Raw genomic sequence first — 24628 nt, forward strand, 5'->3', positions numbered from 1 at the left:
AAAATGCTATTTTCCTAATAAGCTCACGGCTGACCGAAATCTTCACAACAAAACAAAATAATCTTTATTTATAAATGTTTCCCCGTAAACCGGTTTCCAAATGAATTTATGACAATCTCTTGAACTGTGCGAAATGTCACATCTGTATTTTACAACCTCTTTTATAGTAAGGGTATGTAAGAGAGACGTATTAAAGGAGTGAACATGATGAAGAAGAAACCTTCAGCACTAATGAGACGTTTAAAATATTTTTCACCAATAGATCGTTATAACGATAATCATACACAAGAAACATATGAAGATCGTGAATGGGAAAATGTGTACAGAAAACGCTGGCAGCATGATAAAGTAATTCGTTCTACACACGGCGTGAACTGCACTGGTTCATGTAGTTGGAACATTTATGTGAAAGATGGAATTGTAACTTGGGAAGGGCAAGAGCTTAACTATCCAACGACAGGACCTGATATGCCGGATTTTGAACCACGAGGATGTCCGCGTGGAGCGAGTTTTTCTTGGTACATTTATAGTCCACTTCGTGTGAAATATCCGTATGTACGTGGTGTTCTTTGGAGTATGTGGCAAGAAGAATTACAAAATAATGATTCACCACTAGATGCTTGGAAAAGTATTGTGGAAAACCCTGAAAAAGCACGTAAGTATAAGCAGGCGCGTGGTAAAGGTGGATTTATTCGTGCGAATTGGGATGAAGTATTACAACTCGTTTCTGCTTCGTTACTTTACACAATCATTAAATACGGCCCAGACCGAAATGTTGGTTTTTCACCAATTCCAGCTATGTCGATGTTAAGTCATGCAGCGGGTAGCCGCTTTATGCAACTTATGGGCGGGCCGATGCTTAGCTTCTATGATTGGTACGCGGATTTACCACCAGCTTCTCCGCAAATTTGGGGTGATCAAACAGATGTACCAGAAAGTAGTGACTGGTATAACGCTGGTTACATTATGACATGGGGTTCAAATGTACCGATGACGAGAACGCCAGATGCACACTTTTTAGCCGAAGTTCGATATAAAGGAACGAAAGTTGTTTCTGTCAGTCCTGACTTCGCTGAGTCTACAAAATTTGCGGATGATTGGATTAGTGTGAAACAAGGTACAGACGGTGCACTTGCGATGGCAATGGGGCATGTGATTTTACAAGAATTTTACGTAGATAATCAAGTGGAATACTTCACAAAGTATGCGAAGCAATATACTGATTTTCCTTTCTTTGTCACATTGAAACAAAAAGGAGATCAATTCGTCGCTGATCGTTTCTTAAATGCTACTGATATTGGACGAGAAACAAAGTTAGGAGAATGGAAGCCTGTTCTTTGGAACGAGAACACGAAAGATTTTGCAACACCTCACGGCACAATGGGGTCACGTTGGGATAATGAAAAGAAATGGAACTTGCGTTTAGAAGATGAACAAACAGGTGAAAAGATTGATCCACGTCTTTCTTTACTTGGAATGGAAGATGCTGTGGGAACGGTACAAATTCCGTACTTCTCAGATGAGGGAAATAAAGTATTGGAACGTACAATTCCAGTGAAAAAAATTATGACAGAAGAAGGCGAAGTGTTCGTTACAACTGTATACGACTTAACGTTGGCAAATTACGGTGTGAACCGAGGGCTCGGCGGACAAGAGCCGAAAGACTTCAATGATGATGTACCATTTACGCCTGCATGGCAAGAGAAAATGACAGGAGTGAAACGAGAGCTTATTATTCAAATTGCTCGTGAGTTTGCACAAAACGCAGTTGATACGGATGGGCGCTCGATGATTATTGTAGGGGCCGGTATTAACCATTGGTTTAATTCTGATACGATTTATCGCGCAGTTTTAAACCTTGTTCTTCTCGTTGGAGCACAAGGGGTAAACGGTGGCGGTTGGGCGCATTATGTCGGTCAAGAAAAATTACGACCAGCAGAAGGATGGCAAACAATCGCGATGGCAAAAGATTGGCAAGGGCCACCGAAATTACAAAATGGTACATCTTTCTTCTATTTCGTAACAGATCAATGGCGTTATGAAGATACACCGGTTGGACATTTAGCATCACCAATTGAGGGCAACTCTCGTTATCAACATCACGGTGATTACAACGTATTAGCGGCACGACTTGGCTGGTTACCTTCTTATCCAACATTCGAGGAAAATGGAATTGAATTATATAAAGAAGCTGTTGCTGCTGGTGCAACAACGCAAGAAGAACTCGGAAAATACGTTGCACAAAAACTAAAAGAAAAAGAACTAAAATTTGCGATTGAAGATCCAGATAATAAAAACAACTTCCCGCGCAACTTATTCGTATGGCGTGCCAACTTAATTTCAAGTTCTGGTAAAGGCCACGAATATTTCTTAAAACATTTATTAGGCACAAAAAATGGATTAATGAATGATGATAGTGATTCGTTGCGACCAGAAGAAATTAAGTGGCATGAAGAAGCGCCAGAAGGGAAGCTTGATCTACTCATTAATTTAGATTTCCGTATGGCTGGAACAGCGCTCTATTCTGACATCGTCTTACCTGCTTCAACTTGGTATGAAAAGCATGATTTAAGCAGTACGGATATGCATCCATTTGTACATCCATTTAATCCAGCAATCGGTTCACCGTGGGAAGCACGCTCTGATTGGGATATTTTCACCGCTCTTTCTAAAGCTGTGTCAAATTTAGCGAAGAAAATCGATCTTGAACCAATGAAAGAAGTCGTTGCAACACCACTTCTTCACGATACACCGCAAGAATTAGCGCAACCACTTGGCAAGATTAATGACTGGAGTAAAGGTGAGTGTGAACCAATACCGGGTAAAACGATGCCACAAATTCATGTTGTCGAAAGGGATTATAAAACGATTTATGACAAGATGACTGCACTAGGACCAAATGCTGGAAAACAACCAATTGGTACGAAAGGTATTTCTTGGTCAGCAGAAAAAGAGTATGAGCAATTAAAGAGCAAATTAGGAGTTGTTCGAACGGATTCTATTGCGAAAGGTTGCCCAGACATAAAAGAAGCAATCAATGCTGCTGAGGCGGTATTAACGCTTTCTTCGACAACAAACGGTCATATGGCTGTAAAAGCATGGGAAGCACTTGAAAAACAAACGGATTTAAAACTGCGTGATTTAGCAGAAGAACGTGAAGAAGAATGCTTCACATTCGAACAAATTACAGCACAGCCGAAAACAGTAATTACTTCTCCAGCCTTTACAGGTTCTGAAAAAGGTGGACGCCGTTATTCACCATTTACAACAAATGTGGAACGTCTTATTCCTTGGAGAACGATAACGGGTCGACAATCTTTCTACTTAGATCATGACATGATGAAAGAATTCGGTGAAACGATGGCAACATTTAAACCAATTCTGCAACATAAACCGTTCCGAAAATCACGTCCCGAAGTAGAAGGAAAAGAAATAACACTAAACTATTTAACACCGCATAATAAGTGGTCGATTCATAGTATGTACTTCGATTCATTACCGATGTTGACGCTATTTAGAGGTGGTCCAACTGTTTGGATGAATAAAGATGATGCGAATGAAGCTGGCGTTGCAGATAATGATTGGATCGAGTGCTTTAACCGTAACGGTGTTGTTGTAGCACGTGCTGTCGTAACGCACCGTATACCGAGAGGGATGGCATTTATGCACCATGCACAAGATCGCCACATTAACGTGCCTGGTACGAAATTAACAAGCACCCGCGGGGGAACACATAATAGTCCAACCCGTATTCATGTTAAACCAACACATATGATTGGTGGATATGGCCAATTAAGCTATGGATTTAACTACTATGGTCCGACTGGGAATCAGCGTGACTTAAATGTTGTAATCCGTAAACTGAAGGAGGTAGATTGGCTTGAAGATTAAAGCACAAGTCGGAATGGTAATGAACCTGGATAAATGCATCGGCTGCCATACTTGTAGCGTAACATGCAAAAACACCTGGACAAATCGTCCGGGTGCTGAATATATGTACTTCAATAACGTAGAAACGAAACCTGGAATTGGTTATCCGAAACAATGGGAAGATCAAGAGAAATATAAAGGCGGCTGGGAATTGAGAAATGGTGAAATTCAGCTGAAATCAGGTTCGAAAATGAAACGCCTTATGAATATTTTCCACAATCCAGATCAACCAACCATCGACGATTACTTTGAACCTTGGAACTATGATTATGAAACATTAACAAATAGCCCGCAGCGTAAGCATCAACCAGTTGCTCGTCCGAAATCAGCAATTACAGGCGAATTTATCGACAAAATTGAATGGGGTCCAAACTGGGAAGATGATTTAGCTGGTGGACATATAACAGGATTGCAAGATCCGAACGTAAAGAAAATGGAAGAAGAAATTAAAACAGATTTTGAAAATGTCTTTATGATGTATTTACCACGCATATGCGAACATTGTATGAATCCATCTTGCGTATCGTCTTGTCCATCGGGTGCGATGTATAAACGTGAAGAAGATGGGATTGTTCTTGTCGATCAAAATGCATGTCGTGCATGGAGATTTTGCGTATCGTCTTGTCCATATAAAAAAGTGTATTTTAACTGGCAAACGAATAAAGCGGAAAAATGTACAATGTGTTTCCCGCGTATTGAAGCTGGTATGCCAACAATTTGTTCGGAAACATGTGTAGGACGTATCAGGTATATTGGGGTAATGCTATATAACGCTGACAAAGTAAAAGAAGCGGCTTCTGTTGAAGACGAAAAAGATTTATATGAATCTCAGCTTACTGTTTTCCTAGATCCAAATGATCCTGAAGTAGCAGCTGAAGCGAAAAAACAAGGCATTCCTGAAGAGTGGATTAAAGCGGCACAACAGTCGCCAATTTATAAAATGATTATTGATTGGAAAATTGCTCTACCTCTTCATCCAGAGTATCGTACAATGCCAATGGTTTGGTATATCCCGCCGCTTAGCCCAATTATGAATATGGTGGAGGGAAAAGGTAGTAACTGGCAAGCAGAAGAGATTTTCCCTGCTATCGATAATATGCGTATCCCAATTCAATATTTAGCGAATCTACTCACTGCAGGAGATGAATCCCACATTCGACTTACGTTGAAAAAAATGGCTGTCATGCGGACGCATATGAGAGCATTGCAAATTAATAAAGAACCAAATGAAGCAGTATTAAAAGAAATTGGTTTAACGAAACAGGATGTAGAAGATATGTATCGTCTTCTTGCTATCGCGAAATATAAAGATCGTTTCGTCATTCCGGGCACTCACCGTGAACAAGTTGCTGATTTATATAGTGAACAAGGAAGCTGTGGTTTATCCTTCGCAGGTGGGCCAGGGTCTTGCATGACAATTTCTTAAATAAAGGGGGCGGAAAATGATGAAACAAAGTTTACAAACTGCTTTTTCTTGTTCTTCTTTTCTTCTCTCCTATCCGGAACTTGGGTGGGGAGAAGCTTTAACTGAAGTACAAGAAGAGATTGAAGCAATTGAACAAGAAGACGTTAAAGCAGCACTTACAGCGTTTATAAAACAAGCACTAGATAAAACGAACGATCAATTAATTGATCGTTACGTATATACATTTGATTTTGGTAAAAAGACAAATATGTATTTAACTTATATGAACACAGGTGAACAAAGAGAAAGAGGTATTGAATTATTAGAGTTAAAACAGCATTATAAAAAATCTGGTTTTGAAGTAACAGATAAAGAACTACCGGATTATATACCGCTTTTGCTTGAGTTTTTTGCAAATGCCAATGAGCAAGATAGTGAGCCAATTATGAGTAAATACAAGGAAAATATACAAGCATTGCACGTTCAATTAAAAGAAGCTGATAGTATGTATGAACCAATTCTTGCAGCTATTCTCCTCGCTATCGATACATGGGGTGTACAGACAAATTAGAAAGGAGAGTTGTCAAAATGATGGATCAATTTCTATGGGTGTTGTTTCCCTATATCATTTTTGCAATCTTTATCGGTGGACATATTTTCAGATACAACTATGATCAATTTGGATGGACATCAAAATCTAGTGAACTATTAGAGAAGAAAATGCTCCGGGTCGGAAGTCTATTATTCCACTTTGGGATCATGTTCGTAATTGGCGGTCATGTTATGGGGATTTTAATTCCAGAGTCCGTATACCGTTCAATAGGTATTTCTGAACATATGTATCATGTAGTAGCAATTAGTTTCGGGCTTCCGGCAGGTGTTGCTTCTATCATCGGCTTAATTATATTAACGTATCGCCGTGTAACCGTAAAACGTATCATTGCAACGAGTACAACGGGAGATTATATTGCGCTTATTTTATTACTTATCGTTATGCTGGCAGGACTTTCCTCAACATTTTTAAATATCGACTCAAAAGGGTTTGATTATCGTACAACGATCGGTCCTTGGTTCCGAAGTCTCTTTATTTTCCAACCGAAAGTTGAATATATGATGGAAGTGCCTGTATGGTTTAAAATTCATATTCTTGCAGGAATGGGGCTTTTCGCAGTATGGCCATTCACTAGACTGGTACATGTATTTAGTGCTCCAATTAAATATGTAAGCCGTAGTTATGTAATTTACAGAAGACGTATTCCTAATGGATTGAAAAAATAGTTTTGGTATACATGTTTAGTAATTTATAAAGAAAGCCGAGATCTAATTGGAGACCTCGGCTTTCTTTGTAGGTATAAGTATCTAAATAAGATGCTAATCAATGCTACAAACAGAAGCAGAGCAATCTTCACAAGCAATTTCACGTTTTAAAAATTGTAAATCATGGATTGTAATCTTTCCTTTATGAATAGAAATTGTACCTTGCTTTTTTAGTTCATTTAACATGCGATTTACACTTTCCCGTGAAGTTGCACAGAAATTAGCAAGTTCTTGATTCGTTAATGGTAAATCGATGAGAATACCATTTTCTTTTAATACACCGTAACTATTTGTCATTCGTATAAGAGTAGAATATAGGGCACCTTTTTTGCCGTGTAATACTAAATCTCGGAACTTCGTTTGCATTCTTCTTAAATGTTCACTAATCCATTTCATAAATTCAAATACAAGAGCTGGTTTTTGGAGTAATGCTTTTTCTAACGCTTCACGCTTTATAACGCCTACTTCAACATCTTCAAGGCATTTTGAATTTAATAAATACTTCGCATTGTCCGTGAATAATGTTAATTCTCCAATAATGTCATATTGCGAACAAATCCGAAGTGTTAATTCTTGTCCGTCAGCACTAAGTTTACTAATTTGTACTTTTCCAGAGTGGATGATATAGAGTTCTGTTGCTTCCATACCTTCTTGAAAAATAAAACTTCCTTTTTTTATTTGCATTTTATATTCAACAGATGCAAGTAATTCCTTTAAATCTTGAGATAATTTCATACTGTTTGCCACAGCAATCACCTTTCTTCATATAAGCAATACAATTCCTATTTTGAGTGTAAGTATGCTGAAAATGCAAGAGCTATTTCAAAATTGATGTAAAATTTCACTGACCGTAAGGAGTAGGAACTGAAGATGTGAACAAAATTCGAACGGATTTGTGAAGAATTTTTGAATGGGGAAAGTAATGTGAGAAAAGTCACATTGAATATGTAGCTTCTTTTTTATAATAAAGGCAAATAAAAAATATGAAACCTACTAAGGATTGCAGTAGAAAAGAAGGGATATAGATGCACGAGAAGATGAGGGATTCGTTAGAGCGGCCACTTCAAGATTTACGTATTTCAGTTATTGATCGTTGTAATTTTAGGTGTACATACTGTATGCCAGCCGAAGTGTTCGGATCTGATTATGCTTTTTTACAGGAAGAGTTTTTATTAACATTCGATGAAATAGAAAGATTAGCTAGATTATTTATAAGTATGGGAGTCAATAAAATTAGACTTACTGGCGGTGAACCTTTATTGCGTAAAGATTTACCAAAGTTAATTGCAAGGCTTGCAAAGCTAGAAGGCTTAACGGATATTGGACTCACAACAAACGGTATTCATTTAGCAAAACAAGCTAAGGCGTTAAAAGAAGCGGGATTAAAACGTGTAAATATTAGTTTAGATGCGATAGAGGATCACGTCTTCAAAAAAATTAATGGACGAAATGTAAGTACAAAACCTGTATTGAAAGGAATTGAAGCAGCAAAGGCAGCTGGATTAGAAGTAAAAGTAAATATGGTCGTAAAAAAAGGGATGAATGATAGTCAAATTCTACGTATGGCCCGTTATTTTAAAGAACAAGAAATTCAGCTACGTTTTATCGAGTTTATGGATGTGGGCAGTACGAACGGCTGGAACTTTGAACAAGTCATTACGAAGGAACAATTAATAGAGAAAATTAATCGTGTATATCCGATTGAGCCCGCCCAGCCTCGTTACTTTGGAGAAGTAGCTAAAGTGTATCGATATGTAGGGAGCAATGCAGAAGTTGGATTTATTACTTCTGTTTCTGAGTCATTTTGTTCTTCTTGTACGAGAGCTCGTATTTCGGCAGACGGAAAGTTTTTTACATGCCTATTTGGAACGAAAGGAACGGATTTGCGAACGCTTCTTCGAGAAAATATTTCTGATGCATCACTATTAAAAATTCTACGACATACATGGGAGTTTAGAAAAGATCGGTATTCAGATGAAAGAACAGCTGAAAGTGCAAATAAACGTTCAAAAGTAGAAATGTCTTACATTGGTGGATAACGAAAGGAGGGTTCCCTATGCAAGAGCGTTATTCAAGGCAAGTATTGTTTTCTGGAATTGGTGAAATGGGACAAAGAAAAATAAAAGAAAAGCATGTGCTCCTAATCGGTGCAGGTGCACTAGGAGCTGCGAATGCAGAAGCGCTCGTTAGGATGGGAATTGGGAAATTGACAATTGCTGACCGTGACTACGTTGAATGGAGTAATTTACAAAGACAACAGTTATATACAGAAGAAGATGTACAGCAGTGTAAACCGAAAGCAATTGCAGCGGCAGAGCATTTAAGAAAAATTAATTCTGAAGTAGAAATTGTACCTGTTGTAACGGACGTTACAATGCAAGAAATGGAAGAGTTAACAAAAGAAGCAGATCTCATAGTAGATGCGACTGATAATTTCGATACGCGCCTACTTATAAATGATATTTCACAAAAAGAAAATATACCTTGGATATACGGTGGATGCATTGGAAGTTACGGTGTAACGTATACGATTCTTCCTGGAGAAACACCATGTTTTCGTTGCTTAATGGATCATCCTATGGGCGGTGCAACATGCGATACAGCCGGAATCATTCAGCCAGCGATACAAATGGTTGTTGCTCACCAAGTAACAGAAGCGATGAAAATATTGGTGGATGATTTTGAGGTGTTAAGAGGAACAATGTTATCATTTGATATTTGGAATAATCAATATCTATCATTAAAAGTAAATAGGCAGAAAAAAAGTACATGTCCATCTTGTGGGAATGTACGCACGTATCCAAGTTTAACATTTGAAGCACAGATAAAAACGGAAGTGCTATGCGGGCGGAATACAGTTCAAATCCGTCCAGGAAAAAAAATTATTCTTAATTTAGAAGAAATTCAAAAGCGCTTACAAAAAAGTGTGAATGTCAAAAAAACTCCATATTTACTATCCTTTCTAGTAGATGAATATCGTTTTGTGTTATTTACAGACGGCAGAGCGTTTATTCATGGGACTAATGATATGAAAATGGCAAAACGGTTATACGCAAAATATATAGGATGAACAGAAAGAGAGTTTCTTCTTATCAAAACGAGGTGAAAAAGAATGTTAGAAAAACGTACACCAATCTCAGTGGCAGAAGCAGTTGCACGTGTAATGGAATATGCCTATCAAGGTGAAATGGAAAAGGTTTCTCTTGCAGAAAGTTACGGAAGAATCCTCGGAGAAGATGTTGTTGCAGATCATGATGTTCCGCATTTTGATCGCTCTCCGTACGACGGATTTGCGATTCGAGCAGAAGATACAAAAGAAGCAAGTAGCAGTAACCCAATTCAGTTTGAAGTGATAGGTGAAATTGGAGCAGGTTTTGTTTTTAAAGAGGAAGTAAAAGCATTTCAAGCTGTACGTATTATGACAGGAGCCGCAATTCCAGCGGGATGTAATGCTGTTGTTATGTTAGAACTAACGGAAGGGTTTGAAGAAAACGAAAAGACTTATATGAAATTAAAACGCTCTTTCACTTCTGGTGATAACATTTCTTTTCAAGGAGAAGATGTAAAACAAAATGCCATACTTGTGAAAAAAGGAACTTCTATTAACCCTGGAGTAGCGGCATTGCTTGCTACGTTTGGTTATAGTTCCGTGCATGTTGTAAGACAACCGGTTATTGGAATTGTAACGACAGGGAGTGAACTACTTGAAGTACATGAACAACTGAAAGAAGGGAAGATTCGAAATAGTAACTCCTATATGATCTCTGCTCAAATTGAACGAGCGGGCGGAGTTGTACAGTATTATGGACAATTCGCTGACGATTTTGAGACGTGTTATAACACTGTAAAAAAAGCGATAAAAGAAGTTGATATATTCATTACAACTGGTGGCGTTTCAGTAGGAGACTATGACTATTTACCTGCTATTTATGAGAGATTACAAGCAAATGTACTTTTCAATAAAATAGCGATGCGACCAGGAAGTGTGACAACTGTCGCTGAGCTAGAAGGAAAATTATTATTTGGTCTATCTGGTAATCCTTCTGCTTGTTATGTCGGATGTGAATTATATGTTCGACCAGTCATTGGAACATACTTGCACAGGAAAGATTCGCACTTATATCGAGCAGAAGCAATTTTACAGAAAGACTTTCCGAAAGCAAATCCGTTTACTCGTTTTGTAAGAGGGAATGTAGAACTTGTAGATGGCCAATTACAAGTTACACCAGTCGGTTTAGATAAATCTAGCGCAATTTCTTCACTTGCAGAAGCGAATGCATGTATCGTTCTGCCGGGAGGAACGAGAGGATTTGAAGCAGGAATAACCGTTTCGGTACTGTTATTAGAATCAAACGCCGGAAGTGAGTGGCCGTGGGAAGAGCCGCTTCGATCATACAAGTAACAGAAAAATAGATTGCTAATTTATACAAAGATAAGAGGTGCAAGATGACACATACGTATTATGAAGTAATTGATACTCCTATTTCAATTGAAGATGTTACAAGTAAAGTAATTCGCCGTGAGTGCGGTGCGGTTACTACTTTTATTGGTACTGTCAGAGAATTTACGAAAGGACGTCGCACGCTTTATTTAGAGTATGTAGCTTATAAGACAATGGCGGAAAAACAGCTTGAGAAAATTGGTGCTGAAGTAGAAGCGAAGTGGCCTGGGACATATGTGGCAATTACACATCGCATTGGTACATTACAAATTTCTGATCTTGCTGTTGTTGTTGCTGTTTCTACACCACATCGGAAAGCGGCCTATGAGGCGAATGAATATATTATGGAGCGTATAAAACAAATTGTTCCGATTTGGAAGAAAGAGTTTTGGGAAGATGGTGATTCATGGATAGGGGATCAGTTAGAGAAAATAGCATATGGTAATGGCGAGCCTGAAAAGGAGATGAGAACATGATTGAAGTACTATTATTTGCACATTTGCAAGAAGAAGCAAGTAAGTCGGTCTTGCAAATAGATTGTGAAAATATTTCAGTTTCTGAATTAAAGGAAGTTCTGATTAAGAAATACAATGTAGCAATTTCAAACGAGATAATGGTCGCCGTAAATGAAGAATACGCAAATGAGGATGACATCATTCAAACTGGCGATGTCGTAGCAATGATTCCGCCAGTAAGTGGTGGTTGATTCTTTTCAACCTAATCATGTTAGGACGTGATTAGGCTGGAGAGAATGAATATAACTATGCATACATAGGAGGGAACAGGATGAAAAGTCCTAATTTTCAATTAAGTTTACAAACTTCTAACCTAGTTATCGGTTTTATGGTATGGGTCATTTTATCATCATTAATGCCTTATATTAAAGCAGATATTCCATTAACTGCGGGACAAATTTCTATGGTAACAGCAGTACCGGTTATTTTAGGTTCTATTCTTCGCATTCCAATTGGTTATTGGACGAATCGTTACGGAGCAAGAAAATTATTCTTTATTAGTTTTATTCTTTTATTATTCCCTGTCTTTTACATTAGTGTTGCCAATTCTATGATGGATTTAATTATTGGTGGCTTATTTGTAGGGATTGGTGGTGCTGTATTCTCTGTAGGAGTAACTTCTTTACCAAAGTACTTTCCAAAAGAAAGCCACGGTTTTGTAAATGGTATTTACGGAGTGGGTAACGCTGGAACAGCAATTACTTCATTTTTAGCACCTGTTATTGCAACTTCAGTTGGCTGGAGAACGACAGTACAATGTTATTTAGTTTTACTTGCAGCATTTGCACTTATGAACTTTTTATTAGGCGATCGTAAAGAAAAAAAGGTAAATACACCATTAATGGAACAAATAAAAGGTGTATATAAAAATGAAAAACTTTGGTTTTTATGTATCTTTTACTTTTTAACATTCGGATCATTTGTTGCATTTACAGTATACTTACCAAACTTTTTAGTATCTCACTTCGGATTAGAGAAAGTAGATGCAGGTATGCGGACAGCTGGCTTCATCGTATTAGCAACAATTATGCGCCCGATTGGTGGTTGGCTCGGTGATAAGTTTAACCCATTTAAAATATTAATCTTCGTATTTATCGGTTTAACACTTTCAGGTATTATTTTATCATTTATGCCAAGCATGAATGTATACACATTTGGTTGCTTACTAGTCGCATTTTGTGCAGGTATTGGCAATGGTACAATCTTCAAGCTTGTGCCAATGTACTTCTCTGAGCAAGCAGGGATTGTAAATGGTGTTGTGTCAGCTTTAGGCGGACTAGGAGGGTTCTTCCCGCCATTAATTTTAACATTACTATTCCAACTGACAGGTCATTATGCAATCGGATTTATGGCGTTATCAGAAGTAGCGCTTGCTTGTTTAATCATTACAGTGTGGATGTATAGCCAAGAGAAGCTGTTAGTGATGTTAAAGAATAATTAATAGAGAAAAAGGGTGCCTAGTAGAGGCATCCTTTTTTCTACTTAAACAAACAAGAATGAATTGTCTTATGTATAACAAGGGCCTTTTCGTAAATAATGTTGTTTTATTACTTAAGAATTTTATCTTTATTGATTTTATAAGAATTTCCCGCATAATTGTAACAAAGGGAGATGATTCCAAGTTGAGTAAACAGAATATCAGCACAACAGTTTCAGGAGATTTGATTGTTACCCATCTAATTGGTCAGATTAAAACAGAGGATGTGTATGAATGGTTTAATGATTTTGAGCAGGTTTGTCAGCAATTTATTTCTGAGGGGCGGAAATACAAATTATTGGTAGATAGAAAAGGATACACGCCAAATCATTTTTCTGTTCAAAAAGTATGGAAGGATAAGTTCTTCAATGAAACCATTTTGAATCATAGTAAGGCAATTGCATTTCTTCTTGAAGAAGGGGAGATACTGAATTATTTACAACAATCCAATACGAAAGAATCTGTGAAATTTTTTGATGATTATGAACAAGCGCTAATTTGGTTGAATGAATATCCAATGTAAAAAATAAATTGAAAGAGTTGCTCGTAATGTTGCAGTTATCATAACATTTACTTGTTTACAAGTTGCCGACACCATTCATTTTCTTCGCAGATTGCTTGTGCAGTTTCAAAAAAGAAACCAAAACAAAAAGAACAAACGCTTCTAAAAAACGTTTGTCCAAAGGTAATTACTATTTTAGCTAAGAAATAGATTATAATTTGTGTGTACGAGAAAGTTTTTTTATAAGATTAGGAAGGACAGAGGTTAACTCTAGTTTCAAACGCTTCGTAAACGATGGGTCCTTACCTGAAGTTGAAATAGTGACAACATATTCATCATTTCGAATGACACCAGGTGTGTGAAACGATGATTCTGTACCATCACTTACAACGTTAACCCACTGAAAATCATGGGCGACCTGTTTGACCATCATATTTATAGCATGATGATTTGTAGCTGCATAAATAAGATGAGCATCTTTAATGTCATCATTACTAAAAGTTTTTTGCTTCCAAGTAATATAGGGAAGTTCTTTCATTTCCTCGCAAATCTCGGGGCTAATAACGGTGACGAAAGCGCCTGTATCTTTTAATCCAGACGCTTTTCGATATGCGATTTTACCTCCACCAATGATAACGACCACTTTATTATGTAGATTAAACATAAGAGGGCACATGCTATACATACACACATTCCTCCATTCGCTCTAATAATGCCAACTTCATATATGTATCAAACTTCAGGCAGTTACAAGTCGTAACGTGATCGTATTTTTTTGTATGCAATTTGATTTTTTGAAGCAATAATCCGGTAAAGAGAAGGTACGGCATGACATATACATGGGATGCGGCCGATGTTATAGTCTTGAGCTCAGCAGTAAAAGAGGGAGTTCCTTTCGTTAAAAAGGAGCACGATACTGGCATACTGAGTTTTCGTTCGACAGCTGCTCCGATTTTTTGTAACTCATGTATCGGCTGGGGGTCACTACTGCCTCTTCCTACGAGTAAAATACTACTACCTTGCATTGGAATAGTTTCACGTATTCTTTTCGCTACAAGTTCAACCATATGTGGATGCGTACTAAAAGGTGGTACAACTGAAAATGTTATATGTGGGTATTTCTTTTGTATTTGTTCTATTTCAAGAGGAATATCACGTTTATAGTGAGCTGCTGCAAATAATAAAACAGGTACAATCATTATTTCAGTTGCTCCCTCTAGTATTGTTTCTGTAACTGCATCCGAAATGGTAGGTGTTGTTAGTTCTAGAAAAGCTATTTTTTGAATTCTTTCGTTACGTTCTTTCATGACAGATTGAATAAAGTGAATAAATTGTTCATTGCCTTCTTGGAGACGGCTCCCGTGTCCAACATATACAATTCCTTTCATTGTCTCACCATGTCTTTCTTCATAATAATGTTTTGTAATTGCTCATCTACATTATGGAATCCGACTTTATTCGCATAGTGTAAAGTTTGAACATCAGTATACGAGAATGGGAGAGTAACAATATCGATAAAGCCAAGGCGTTTTATTTCTGCTATAAATGTATCAATTGAGGCACGCCCTTCAAACACAATGCTATCCCATGAGAATTCAGAAAGTATACGAGAATGGACTTCATCGAAACGATGATCAATTGTATACTCATGAGTCATCATATAGGAACCAGCACCAATTTTCTCTTGAATAAAAGCAATTCGGTTAATATTTCTTCCTAAATAAACAGTTGTATCGGAAGAGAACTTTGTTTGTTTACTTAGTAGCCCATATTGCATAAGTTTTTCTTGAGTGACAACGTTCATGTGCTGCAGCTCTGCCTGTAAGGAACGAATATCTTTCTGGTATTTACTACATGATTGCATCAAGATTTCTACACTTTCAGCTGAACAAAAAACAAGTCGATCAACGTTGAAAATTTCATTGATTTGTTCAAGTGTTAATGTATATTCTTCCTTTTTGAAAGTTGGAATTTGATATATTTCTGCACCGGTTTCTTGTAACCTTTGCTTCATTACACTTGTTTTATTTGTTGCAGATGCAAATAAAACTTTTTTACCATGTAATGGTTTACGTTCTTTCCAAGCGATTTGATTACGTAAGGAAACGACATCACCAACAATCGTCATGGAAGGGTTAGAAATATTTTCGGTTTTGACGTTATGAACAATGGTTGCTAGAGTCCCTGTGACAACGCGCTGTTTCCCAGTTGTACCCCATTCAATGACTGCTACGGGTGTATCTTCTTTTTTTCCTGCTTGTAGTAAGTTTTCACAAATGGTAGGTAAGTTTTTTATACCCATGTAGTAGGCGATTGTGTCGCTATTGTGGGATGAATTATATTTTCCATAATCGGTTAAAGGACCTTTTGCATGTCCAGTTAGTAAAGTGACGCTATTACTGTAGTTACGGTGGGTGAGGGGGATACCTGCATAGCTACTAGCGGCGATGCTAGATGTAATACCTGGTACAATTTCATACGGAATGTTCGCAGATGCTAAAGTTTCTGCTTCTTCACCAACACGACCAAAAATAGAGGGATCTCCACCTTTTAAGCGTACAACGGTTTTTCCTTCTTTCGCAAATTGAAGGAGGTGGGCGATAATCATTTCTTGTCGCATAGTATGATTTTTCGGCATTTTTCCGCAATAAATAAGTTCGCATGTTTCTTTTGTATAATGAAGAAAGCTAGGATTTAATAAGCGGTCATATAAGACGATATCTGCACCCTTTAAGCAGTCTATCGCTTTTTTTGTAATAAGCCCTTCATCACCTGGTCCTGCACCAACTAAATATACATATCCGTTCATATTCGCACCTCATCTATTTTTATTTAAAAGGAAGCCAGGGGAGGCTTCCTTTCGAAAATTACATGTTTATATAAATGTCACCATCAATAACTTCTACTTCGTATGTTTGAATACAGCCGTCATCAGGTTTTTGAACTTCACCTGTTATTAGTGAGATTTTCCAATCATGTAGTGGACAAAAGACGAATTCTCCAGATACAATTCCTTCAGCTAATGGACCGTTTTTATGAGGACAACGATTTTCTACAGCGCGAATATCGCCATTTGAAAGGCGGAATAGGGCGATAGACGTACCTTTCATTTGCACCTCTTTACCAATTTGAATAGGAAGGTCTTCCGCACGCATAATTTTTATTTTTTCTTTCGTTTGTAACATGTACTACACGCTCCTTATTTTACAGTTTCTACTTCATACATCGCTTTTAATGAATTCGTTTCTAGTGCTTGTCCCCATGCTTCCGTATATGTGCTACGAGCTGTTTGGAAACGCTCATTTAACTTAGTGACCATATTTGTATCTTGCAGTATTTCTTTTATATGATCGAAGCCTAATCGTTCTGTCCAGTAGGCAGTGCGTTCTCCGTAAATACCAGTTTCACGATAATATTGCATGTAAGCTGTAGCGATGCGAAGAACATCATTTTCAGTAGGGACAATCATTACAAAATCAGCTTCACGCACTTCCGTACCACCATTTCCGCCGATATATAGTTGATATCCATTTTCGACACAAACAACGCCAAAATCTTTCGTAAGTACTTCCGCACAGTTACGTGGGCAGCCCGTTACACCCATTTTCATTTTATGAGGTGTATCTACCATTTCTAATGATTGTTCGAGTAACATACCAAGCCCTAATGAATCTTTCGTACCGAAACGACAGAAACGAGAACCAACACACGATTTTACATTACGAAGTGATTTTGAATACGCATATCCAGAAGTCATATGTAAGTCAGCCCATACGTTAGGTAAATCTTCTTTCTTAACACCATATAAACCGATGCGACTTGCGCCTGTAATTTTCACAAGAGGAACATCATACTTTTTCGCAACTTCAGCAATTTTCATTAAATCATCTGCAGTTGTAACGCCTCCGTACATACGTGGAATAACAGAGAATGTACCATCATGCTGAATGTTACCATTCATTCTTTCATTAACGTAACGGGATGATTTATCATCTTCATATTCTTCTGGAATCGCCATACGTAAATAGTAATTTAAAGCAGGACGACATTTCGAACATCCGTCTTCATGTGCAAAACCGAGTACATTTCGTACTTCTTTTGGCGATTTTAAACCTTTCTCATGAATCGCTTCTACGACTTCATCACGTGATAAAGGTGTACATCCACACATACCGGCAGATTGCGCTGAGGCATTAAAAGCATCTCCAAGTGTATGAGATAAAACTTGTTCTACAAGCGGACGACATTTACCACAAGATCCTGCGGCTTTCGTGCAGCCTTTTACTTCTTCAAAAGTAGTTAATTCATGTTCTAAAATGGCATGTACGATTGTGCCTTTCGTAACACCATTACATCCACAAATCGTGTCATCCGCACTCATTGTAGCAACGTTAAGTTCACTTTCTACACCAGCCTTGTGAAGAAGGGAAGCTGGTGTATATTGTTGTATATCTTCTTCTTTCCTTAACATACTAAAGAGGCGTGTACCATCAGCTGTGTCACCATATAAAACGATACCGACGACTTTATTGTCGCGAATTAATACTTTTTTATAGGAACGTTTACATTCATCAAAGATGGATATTGCTTTCGTTTGATCATCTTCATAGATTTGGCCAGCAGAGAATAAATCACAACCTGCAACTTTTAATTGCGTACCGACGATACTGCCCGTATATCCATCAGTTTGTAAATTCGTTATATGTTTTGCTAATATTGCACCTTGTTCATAAAGAGGAGCAACAAGGCCATAGGCGATACCGTCATGCTCTGCACATTCGCCAACAGCATAAATGGATTCATCATTTGTTAGCATATAGTCGTTGACTACAATACCGCGATTTACAATTAAACTAGCATCTTTTGCTATTTGCGTATTCGGGCGTATTCCGACAGCCATTACAATTAAATCACAATCTACAACTTCACCATCTTCAAATTGAATGCCCTCAACATGGTCTGTACCAAGAATTTTTACCGTTTTCTTTTCCATGAGAAATTTCATGCCTTGTGCTTCTAAATCTTCACGAAGGAGAGAGGCTGCTTTGGCATCTAGTTGTTGCTCCATTAAGCTCGGCATTAAATGAACAACATGTACGTCCATTCCTAAGTCAATAAGACCTCTTGCTGCTTCTAAACCAAGTAATCCACCACCGATGACAACGGCTTTTTTCTTATCTTTAGCAGTATCAATCATAAATTGTGTATTTTCAATTGTTCGAAATCCTGTCACACCAGGAAGGGTAGAACCTTCAACAGGTAAAATAAAAGCACTAGAACCTGTTGCGATAATGAGTTTGTCGTATGTAAGAGTACGATTCTTTTCTGTGACAATGATTTTTTCTTCTCGGTCAATACTTTGAACTTTTTCATTTGTATATAATGTTATTTCGTTTCTTTCGTACCAACTATATTCATTCATAATGATATCTTGTATATTTGTTTTGCCTTGTAAAACATGGGATAGCATAATACGGTTGTAGTTTGGATGCGGTTCGTCGCCAAAAATAGTAATCTCATATAAATCACTATCATGTTTTAATATTTCTTCCATACAGCGTATTCCAGCCATACCATTTCCGATCATAACTAAACGTTTTTTCATATTCATTTCCCCTTTTATGTGAAATGTTGAACAAAGTATATTATGTTTCTATTATAGAAAATAAAAAAAGAGGGAGATGTGATATTTATCACATCTTAATAATGATTCACAAATTATTAAAATTCGGATTTATGTGGAGAGATAAGTGAAAGGGAATTTTTATATGGGTAGGTAGGGGAGTGAAGAGACCCGCACCTAATTAAATAATAGTAAGCTACCCAATGAAATGATGGGGGAAGTGTGACTATTTCTTACACAATGAAAAAGCAGGACATGAGCATGTATACACATGTCCTGTGCTTTATCTATGCTTTCGTAATTGCACGTGGAAATAAAATGTTATTTTCTAAATGTATATGCTCAAATAAATCAGATTCTAGAGCTTCAAGACGTTGGTAAACAAGTCGATAAGTGCCACAAGCTCCTTCTGGAGGAGTAAAGTCATTTGTCACTTTACGAAGTTCTTTAATAATATTGCCAGCGTGGTTATGTTCATTCTCCAACTCATCCACCACTTTACGTAATTTTGCATAGGTTTCATCAGTTGGATGTTGTTCGAATTCTAAAATTAATGGGAAATCTTCTGTTTCTTCTTTAATTAAATGCTGTTCTAATTCCATCTTAAGTTCATGAAATAGCTTATGAATTTGAGCTAAATGAGGCTGACTTGCTCCATGGACGCGTAATACTTTCGTTACATACGGACTTAATTGTGGCAACTCCTCATTTAAATAGCGATGGTGCTTATTTATAACATAATCAATCAATTCACGATAAGAAGCATTTTTCCAATCAATTTCAGATTCATTTAATCGTTTCGTATTATGATAAAGCGTATTTAACTCTGTAAGTACTTCTGTTGCTGATAAATTTCTTTCATGAATTGCATCAATAAGTGGTTTATTACCACCACAACAAAAATCTATTCTATATGATTTAAAAAGGTCACTAGCTTTCGGAAATTGTGTAACAATCTCACCGACAATAGAAGTTTCAGTAAATGTATGTTCCATATGAATGCCTCCATAAAGTTTAATGTGATAACTAAACCAAGAATAGCAATATATTAAAATCAATGTGGTGATATAAATCACTTATTATGTGTCAGTTTTGAGAATAAACGGAATATATGTTGTTAAAAATGGTCAGGTCCAACTAATAGAATCACCTCAAGGTGGATTTGGTGAACAATCATTTGTATATCAAAATGGAAAAATAATTCGTATGGAAGAGCGAAAAATAAAGTTAATATAATCAAATTTGAAATTTGTTAAGAAATGGGACTACAAGCATCGATAATTATATGGGAAAAAGAGCATTATCACTGAAATAAAAAAGCCCTGCACACAGGGCATCTAAAAAGATACCCTAGCAATAACAACGATTTTGGGGACGTATTAGCTAAGGTATTTGGATGGATGGTTGCATACTAAGTATGCAGTCAAGAGCATTGTTAAATGTATTGGGTTATTCAACAAGTTAATAATAACACGAAATTTCTGTTAATTAATCCGGTAAATTTGTCCAAAAAAAGGGCTTCTATAAAAGTTTTTCACCTAAGAAATGGATGCGTGGCTCTTAACAAAAGCGTGATTTTAGCTAAAAGAGCATCTAACATAAGTTAAATACTCTTTGACTTAAAATAAATCTTCAGATGTATCTCTAATTGAATAGTTCTCACTAAAATTTACAATAGCAGAAATCTTTTGTTTTTTATCGTCAGCAACGTGTCCGAATAGGTAAATCTCATGTGTTCTATATTCTTTCGGAGGCTCAACTTTTTCAATTACAATATCAAGAGTCTTCTCTTTTTTAAAGTAACCAATTGTAACTAGTGCAGCAGTTTTTTTTACTGCTGGCCATTCTTCACTGTATTCTTTTGGAATGGATTGAGACGATACAAAATGTATAAAGATAATCGGAATAGTTAGAAAAAGTATACTTACAATTACGTAGCGTAATAATTTTCTTGCCATCAAGTGTCACACCTATCAATAATGTTTTATTTAATCAATCTAACAGTCTGTTATATTAAACCAGAATTAACCAATTAACTATCTATTTAGGTGACAATAGTATTACGAATTTGTAAGGTTTATTAAAAAAAGAGCTTAATAGAAAGTCGAACAAAATAGTTATTTCGGAGGGGGACTTAATAGGGATATTTTGAAAATTGAAATTCATTAAAAAGAGCACTATTAGAATAGTGCCCAACTTCAATTTGCAGGAGTATTATGAGGAAATTTAAGTAGGTGGCTTAAGTTTCTCTGTAATAATTATGAATTTATGATAAGGAAAATGTTTATATTTTAAAGTAATGTTGAGGGATATTTGTAAGTAGTGAAATCTTCTTTGAAGATATCTTCAACTAATTGAATCGTTTCTTCATCATAAAAACTATCATAGGTCGGATGCCTTGGGAATAAGGGATCTGTAATATCACCATCTGCATAGTTACCTTTGTAATTTGCTAGATTACTTTGGTGATGCCACGAGTTTATTAATCCGTTTAATGGAGATTTTTTTAAACAATGTTTATCTTCTAAGACAGACAGATGGGTAGAGAATTTTTCAAGGTAAATGTAATTTGTAACGAACTCTTCTTCTCCTTGTATATATTGAGGTGTGAAGTGTGGGTTTACACCTTCAAAATTTGGTGCATGCGCTTTTAAATAATATAAATACAGTTTAAAGGAAATCTTTTTATTGCAAGATTCATCACCATAAAGATAACGACGGATTGGCTTCCACTCAGTGGATTCGTAATATGGCGCTGGTATAAGAGAAATAAAGGAACTTACAGCTCTTTTGAAAGGGTTTCTTACCAATTTATACGTGTCTTTTTCTTTTGCTTGTAATGCGTTGGCTAAATCAGTGAAATATGGTATGGAATTTTTATAAATTTCAAATTCATAGTTATGAACAAATGGGCTATATTTTACAACTTCTTTAAACAAATTAATGTGATAAAAGAACCAATATGCGAGTGAAGTGCAGCCGCTTTTTTGGCTCCAAAATAAGATTAAAGGGAAATCTTTGTGAAAGTGAGGGGGACGCCCGTACTTGGCTATAAAATCATAAATATTTGTGATAAGCACATTTAACCTCCATTCACTTTGTATACTTTTCTTATTGTATGGAGGGAATACTGAATATATGAAAATAAGCCATGAAAAGTTATTTGAATAATTATGGATCGTGTTGATTTATAGATACAATAATTAATTTGGAAAACATAAATCTGGAAATAACAATTGATATTCTGGCATTAATCGAAGATCGCTAGTTAAGTTTGCGTAGTGTATGTAATTTTCTTCTAATTTAGCTAGTGTTACAAGATGGTGAGTACCCAAACCATTCTGGGTGCTATGTTTAGAAAGAGTAGGACCAATCTGTAGTTTTCGGTCCTTCATAGCGCTGTTCCATGGACTGTAAAAGAACTTTAAAATGAAAGCAGGATACTTGTAAATAGTAAACGAATAGAACGAGTTATGTCTTCCTACTGAATAGTTACCATGGGAATAATTGTGAATTAATCTACCGCCGCTATAAATGGTAAGAGGCACAGGCTGAATTACTATTCCATGAAAACGTTGTTTGACGAGTGGAATTCCATATCTCGGTTTAGTGTAGGCATGCATAGGGTTATCTACCATTAAAATAGTTCTAATGGAATACATTTTTCTTTTTAATTTAGTAAGTGATGAAAAAAACTCTTCTTTATTAGAACAGCAAAGAAATTCAGTGGTATTCAACACCATTTTCCAGCCCGTAATTTCTTTTTCTATGTTCATTACTTCTTGATCAACTAATACGGCATCAAACTCTAATACTTTTGAATCACGGATTTCCCAATGAGGTGCAAATAATTTACATATTTCAACCGAGCGATCAGTAGACCCACGATTAATAAGAATACCATGATCAAATAATTTTGTGTGGTGCATTAACCACCATGGGAGTAGATACTCTTCATTGTAGAAATGGGAAATTAAAGTTGTATTCATAAAGAGTCCTCCTTTCAAAATTTTGTGGAATATATCCTTATCTAGTATAATATGCTACTTGATCTAAAAAGTTTTCTTTAAAAATTATAATGGATGTTGAGATTTAAAAAAACTCAATGAAAGAATATAGCCCACCATGTTCTGAATAATGCAATCCAACCAATCTAAGTAATATGTATTCCAAAATTTTCATGATTAATCCTTTTAGATATAAAGTGCTCAATGAAGATGGATTTTATAAATTTGTTACAAAATAATCTTTTTCTAATAAGAAAATCACTAAAATATGAGAAAATGATATAACAATATCTATAAATATAGTCCTACTGGAAGAATCAGCGGACATCGAACTATAAGAGCATTAGTAATATTGCTCTGTAGTTCGGTGTCCGCTTTTTTGTTTTTATTAACAAAATATATAAGGGGTGTTTTTATATATGGCGCAATTAACTTTTTTACCTAAAATTGATCGCAAAGCAACGCAGGCTCGTTTAGAAGAGATTCTTGAAAATGTTCGTATTTATAGACAATTTGGGATGATTAGAAATGAGATGAAGGTTACAGCATCTAGCGAGGTAAGATATCATGGTCCAACAAATATGGTAGGGAAGCCAGCAGAAGATATTGCTTTAGCAAATGTTGGTATGAGTGAGCGTACGTATAGACGAAATAGATCTAGTGCTTTTTATAAATTAGCTTTTGCTCTTAGATTAGAAGTATATGAGACTGAAGAAACTGGAGGTAATGAATAATGAATTTTGTTTAGCAGATACGTGATCCAGAAGAAATACAGCAGCTAAAAAAGTAGTTTAAGGAGAAGTGTGCACGAAATTAAATTTTATTCATTATGGGAATCAATACAGGCTTGAGAATCTCTGACATTTTAAAATTGAAGGTAGAAGATGTAAAAACGAGTCATATCTCTATGAGGGAAAAGAAAACAGGAAAACAAAAACGTATTCAAAATACTGCAGCATTAAAAAGAGAACTGAAATGGTTTATAGAAGAAAGAGAAGATCATGAATACCTATTACAAAGTAGACAATGAAAGAATCGTCCTATCGGTCGTAGTATGGCATATAAGATATTAAGTATAGCCGCAGCAGAGTTTAGTTTAGATGAAATAGAACGCATACGCTAAGAAAGACGTACGGGTACCATATGTACATGTAAACGAAAAACATAGCACATTAATCATGGAGATATTCAATCACTCTTCAGAGAAGGTCATGTTACGTTATATAGGTGTAAATCAAGATGCAATAGATAAAGCAATGACTAGGTTTGAAATCGAATCATTGCTTTTTTCTTTTTAAATCTAGGGGTACCGTCACCGTTTTTGAAAACCCCCATGCTAAGAGCATACAAAAATTTATACAGTTTTTGGATAATTCAGTAACAAAAGAGAACCCGAAAACCTGCGTCAGGA

At 36.4% G+C, this 24628-nt stretch carries 23 protein-coding genes and 1 pseudogene; 14 read left to right on the plus strand and 10 right to left on the minus strand.

Translation table 11 applies throughout. The features are described 5' to 3' along the window. Positions 1-204: 204 nt before the first annotated feature. Genes JDS92_RS01685 through narI form a run of 4 tightly spaced genes read left to right on the plus strand, consistent with a single transcriptional unit; the run spans position 205 to position 6613 of the window. Positions 205-3891, plus strand: coding sequence for a nitrate reductase subunit alpha (locus JDS92_RS01685; RefSeq protein WP_199631420.1), 3687 nt, complete (start codon positions 205-207; stop codon positions 3889-3891). Continuing rightward, positions 3881-5356: a nitrate reductase subunit beta gene (gene narH, locus JDS92_RS01690; RefSeq protein ID WP_199631421.1), complete on the plus strand. Its 1476-nt coding sequence runs from the start codon at positions 3881-3883 to the stop codon at positions 5354-5356. The genes JDS92_RS01685 and narH overlap by 11 nt, the downstream gene beginning before the upstream one ends. A gap of 19 nt (positions 5357-5375) precedes the next feature. Further along, positions 5376-5906 (plus strand): nitrate reductase molybdenum cofactor assembly chaperone, encoded by a 531-nt coding sequence (narJ, locus tag JDS92_RS01695; RefSeq protein WP_199631453.1) that lies wholly within the window; start codon positions 5376-5378, stop codon positions 5904-5906. Between the two features lie 17 nt (positions 5907-5923). Continuing rightward, the gene (gene narI, locus JDS92_RS01700; protein WP_098912172.1) at positions 5924-6613 is read left to right on the plus strand and encodes a respiratory nitrate reductase subunit gamma; all 690 of its coding nucleotides are present in this window, start codon (positions 5924-5926) and stop codon (positions 6611-6613) included. Between the two features lie 93 nt (positions 6614-6706). Here the strand turns inward: narI and JDS92_RS01705 are convergent, their stop codons facing one another. Next, positions 6707-7399, minus strand: coding sequence for a Crp/Fnr family transcriptional regulator (locus tag JDS92_RS01705; RefSeq protein WP_199631422.1), 693 nt, complete (start codon positions 7397-7399; stop codon positions 6707-6709). A gap of 278 nt (positions 7400-7677) precedes the next feature. Here JDS92_RS01705 and moaA point away from each other — a divergent pair, with 278 nt between their 5' ends. The 7 genes from moaA (at position 7678) to JDS92_RS01740 (ending at position 13608) form a co-directional block, all read left to right on the plus strand. Beyond that, positions 7678-8691 carry a GTP 3',8-cyclase MoaA gene (gene moaA / locus JDS92_RS01710; RefSeq protein WP_098710776.1) on the plus strand — a complete coding sequence of 338 codons (1014 nt, stop codon included), beginning with the start codon at positions 7678-7680 and terminating at the stop codon, positions 8689-8691. Between the two features lie 17 nt (positions 8692-8708). Beyond that, the gene (locus tag JDS92_RS01715; RefSeq protein ID WP_098710777.1) at positions 8709-9722 is read left to right on the plus strand and encodes a molybdopterin-synthase adenylyltransferase MoeB; all 1014 of its coding nucleotides are present in this window, start codon (positions 8709-8711) and stop codon (positions 9720-9722) included. 42 nt (positions 9723-9764) lie between these two features. Continuing rightward, positions 9765-11054, plus strand: coding sequence for a molybdopterin molybdotransferase MoeA (locus JDS92_RS01720; protein WP_199631423.1), 1290 nt, complete (start codon positions 9765-9767; stop codon positions 11052-11054). Positions 11055-11098: 44 nt separating this feature from the next. Continuing rightward, positions 11099-11569 carry a molybdenum cofactor biosynthesis protein MoaE gene (locus JDS92_RS01725; RefSeq protein WP_098710779.1) on the plus strand — a complete coding sequence of 157 codons (471 nt, stop codon included), beginning with the start codon at positions 11099-11101 and terminating at the stop codon, positions 11567-11569. Continuing rightward, entirely contained in the window at positions 11566-11799 is a 234-nt protein-coding gene (gene moaD / locus JDS92_RS01730) for a molybdopterin converting factor subunit 1 (RefSeq protein WP_000573668.1), read from the plus strand. Before JDS92_RS01725 ends, moaD begins: the two co-directional genes overlap by 4 nt. 80 nt (positions 11800-11879) lie before the next feature. Beyond that, the gene (narK, locus tag JDS92_RS01735) at positions 11880-13049 is read left to right on the plus strand and encodes a nitrate transporter NarK (RefSeq protein ID WP_015000425.1); all 1170 of its coding nucleotides are present in this window, start codon (positions 11880-11882) and stop codon (positions 13047-13049) included. 55 nt (positions 13050-13104) lie between these two features. After that, the gene (locus JDS92_RS01740) at positions 13105-13608 is read left to right on the plus strand and encodes an STAS/SEC14 domain-containing protein (protein WP_371399468.1); all 504 of its coding nucleotides are present in this window, start codon (positions 13105-13107) and stop codon (positions 13606-13608) included. Positions 13609-13798: 190 nt separating this feature from the next. Here the strand turns inward: JDS92_RS01740 and JDS92_RS01745 are convergent, their stop codons facing one another. The 6 genes from JDS92_RS01745 to ric form a co-directional block, all read right to left on the minus strand. Beyond that, the gene (locus tag JDS92_RS01745; RefSeq protein WP_098710780.1) at positions 13799-14272 is read right to left on the minus strand and encodes a precorrin-2 dehydrogenase; all 474 of its coding nucleotides are present in this window, start codon (positions 14270-14272) and stop codon (positions 13799-13801) included. Next, on the minus strand, positions 14265-14975 hold the full coding sequence (locus JDS92_RS01750; protein WP_098710781.1) for a sirohydrochlorin chelatase: 711 nt from the start codon (positions 14973-14975) through the stop codon (positions 14265-14267). The genes JDS92_RS01745 and JDS92_RS01750 overlap by 8 nt, the downstream gene beginning before the upstream one ends. Continuing rightward, positions 14972-16396, minus strand: a complete 1425-nt coding sequence (locus JDS92_RS01755) for a uroporphyrin-III C-methyltransferase (RefSeq protein ID WP_199631424.1) — start codon at positions 16394-16396, stop codon at positions 14972-14974. Before JDS92_RS01755 ends, JDS92_RS01750 begins: the two co-directional genes overlap by 4 nt. Positions 16397-16454: 58 nt before the next feature. After that, positions 16455-16772 (minus strand): nitrite reductase small subunit NirD, encoded by a 318-nt coding sequence (gene nirD / locus JDS92_RS01760; protein ID WP_000942185.1) that lies wholly within the window; start codon positions 16770-16772, stop codon positions 16455-16457. A gap of 14 nt (positions 16773-16786) precedes the next feature. After that, positions 16787-19192 carry an NADPH-nitrite reductase large subunit gene (gene nirB, locus JDS92_RS01765; protein WP_098710782.1) on the minus strand — a complete coding sequence of 802 codons (2406 nt, stop codon included), beginning with the start codon at positions 19190-19192 and terminating at the stop codon, positions 16787-16789. A gap of 305 nt (positions 19193-19497) precedes the next feature. Further along, positions 19498-20205 (minus strand): iron-sulfur cluster repair di-iron protein, encoded by a 708-nt coding sequence (ric, locus tag JDS92_RS01770; RefSeq protein ID WP_098710783.1) that lies wholly within the window; start codon positions 20203-20205, stop codon positions 19498-19500. Between the two features lie 76 nt (positions 20206-20281). Between ric and JDS92_RS01775 the strand changes: the two genes are divergently transcribed. Further along, a complete protein-coding gene (locus JDS92_RS01775; protein WP_103592026.1) occupies positions 20282-20446 on the plus strand; it encodes a DUF3954 domain-containing protein in 165 nt (54 codons plus the stop codon). 383 nt (positions 20447-20829) lie between these two features. Here JDS92_RS01775 and JDS92_RS01780 read toward each other — a convergent pair whose 3' ends face one another. The 3 genes from JDS92_RS01780 to JDS92_RS01790 form a co-directional block, all read right to left on the minus strand. Beyond that, positions 20830-21168, minus strand: coding sequence for a phosphoglycolate phosphatase (locus JDS92_RS01780; protein WP_098710784.1), 339 nt, complete (start codon positions 21166-21168; stop codon positions 20830-20832). 333 nt (positions 21169-21501) lie between these two features. Beyond that, positions 21502-22290: a sulfotransferase family 2 domain-containing protein gene (locus tag JDS92_RS01785; protein WP_000909243.1), complete on the minus strand. Its 789-nt coding sequence runs from the start codon at positions 22288-22290 to the stop codon at positions 21502-21504. A gap of 123 nt (positions 22291-22413) precedes the next feature. After that, the gene (locus tag JDS92_RS01790; RefSeq protein ID WP_199631425.1) at positions 22414-23199 is read right to left on the minus strand and encodes a glycosyltransferase family 2 protein; all 786 of its coding nucleotides are present in this window, start codon (positions 23197-23199) and stop codon (positions 22414-22416) included. Between the two features lie 437 nt (positions 23200-23636). On the opposite strand from JDS92_RS01790, the gene JDS92_RS01795 reads away from it, so the two are divergent. Then, positions 23637-23951, plus strand: a complete 315-nt coding sequence (locus tag JDS92_RS01795) for a hypothetical protein (protein ID WP_000068012.1) — start codon at positions 23637-23639, stop codon at positions 23949-23951. A gap of 17 nt (positions 23952-23968) precedes the next feature. Then, positions 23969-24515: pseudogene (locus JDS92_RS30760) on the plus strand (tyrosine-type recombinase/integrase). Positions 24516-24628 lie beyond the last annotated feature (113 nt).

This window comes from Bacillus cereus group sp. N12 (assembly GCF_016483575.1).
Classification (GTDB): domain Bacteria; phylum Bacillota; class Bacilli; order Bacillales; family Bacillaceae_G; genus Bacillus_A; species Bacillus_A toyonensis.

Coding starts and splice junctions, on each gene's coding strand:
- JDS92_RS01780 (WP_098710784.1), bottom strand. CDS start 21,168: ATGGCAAGAAAATTATTACGCTACGTAATTGTAAGTATACTTTTTCTA.
- moaD (WP_000573668.1), top strand. CDS start 11,566: ATGATTGAAGTACTATTATTTGCACATTTGCAAGAAGAAGCAAGTAAG.
- JDS92_RS01725 (WP_098710779.1), top strand. CDS start 11,099: ATGACACATACGTATTATGAAGTAATTGATACTCCTATTTCAATTGAA.
- JDS92_RS01745 (WP_098710780.1), bottom strand. CDS start 14,272: ATGTATAGCATGTGCCCTCTTATGTTTAATCTACATAATAAAGTGGTC.
- narI (WP_098912172.1), top strand. CDS start 5,924: ATGATGGATCAATTTCTATGGGTGTTGTTTCCCTATATCATTTTTGCA.
- nirB (WP_098710782.1), bottom strand. CDS start 19,192: ATGAAAAAACGTTTAGTTATGATCGGAAATGGTATGGCTGGAATACGC.
- JDS92_RS01750 (WP_098710781.1), bottom strand. CDS start 14,975: ATGAAAGGAATTGTATATGTTGGACACGGGAGCCGTCTCCAAGAAGGC.
- JDS92_RS01790 (WP_199631425.1), bottom strand. CDS start 23,199: ATGAATACAACTTTAATTTCCCATTTCTACAATGAAGAGTATCTACTC.
- ric (WP_098710783.1), bottom strand. CDS start 20,205: ATGGAACATACATTTACTGAAACTTCTATTGTCGGTGAGATTGTTACA.
- JDS92_RS01685 (WP_199631420.1), top strand. CDS start 205: ATGATGAAGAAGAAACCTTCAGCACTAATGAGACGTTTAAAATATTTT.
- JDS92_RS01740 (WP_371399468.1), top strand. CDS start 13,105: ATGAATTGTCTTATGTATAACAAGGGCCTTTTCGTAAATAATGTTGTT.
- narK (WP_015000425.1), top strand. CDS start 11,880: ATGAAAAGTCCTAATTTTCAATTAAGTTTACAAACTTCTAACCTAGTT.
- JDS92_RS01715 (WP_098710777.1), top strand. CDS start 8,709: ATGCAAGAGCGTTATTCAAGGCAAGTATTGTTTTCTGGAATTGGTGAA.
- nirD (WP_000942185.1), bottom strand. CDS start 16,772: ATGTTACAAACGAAAGAAAAAATAAAAATTATGCGTGCGGAAGACCTT.
- JDS92_RS01795 (WP_000068012.1), top strand. CDS start 23,637: ATGGCGCAATTAACTTTTTTACCTAAAATTGATCGCAAAGCAACGCAG.
- JDS92_RS01755 (WP_199631424.1), bottom strand. CDS start 16,396: ATGAACGGATATGTATATTTAGTTGGTGCAGGACCAGGTGATGAAGGG.
- moaA (WP_098710776.1), top strand. CDS start 7,678: ATGCACGAGAAGATGAGGGATTCGTTAGAGCGGCCACTTCAAGATTTA.
- JDS92_RS01720 (WP_199631423.1), top strand. CDS start 9,765: ATGTTAGAAAAACGTACACCAATCTCAGTGGCAGAAGCAGTTGCACGT.
- narJ (WP_199631453.1), top strand. CDS start 5,376: ATGAAACAAAGTTTACAAACTGCTTTTTCTTGTTCTTCTTTTCTTCTC.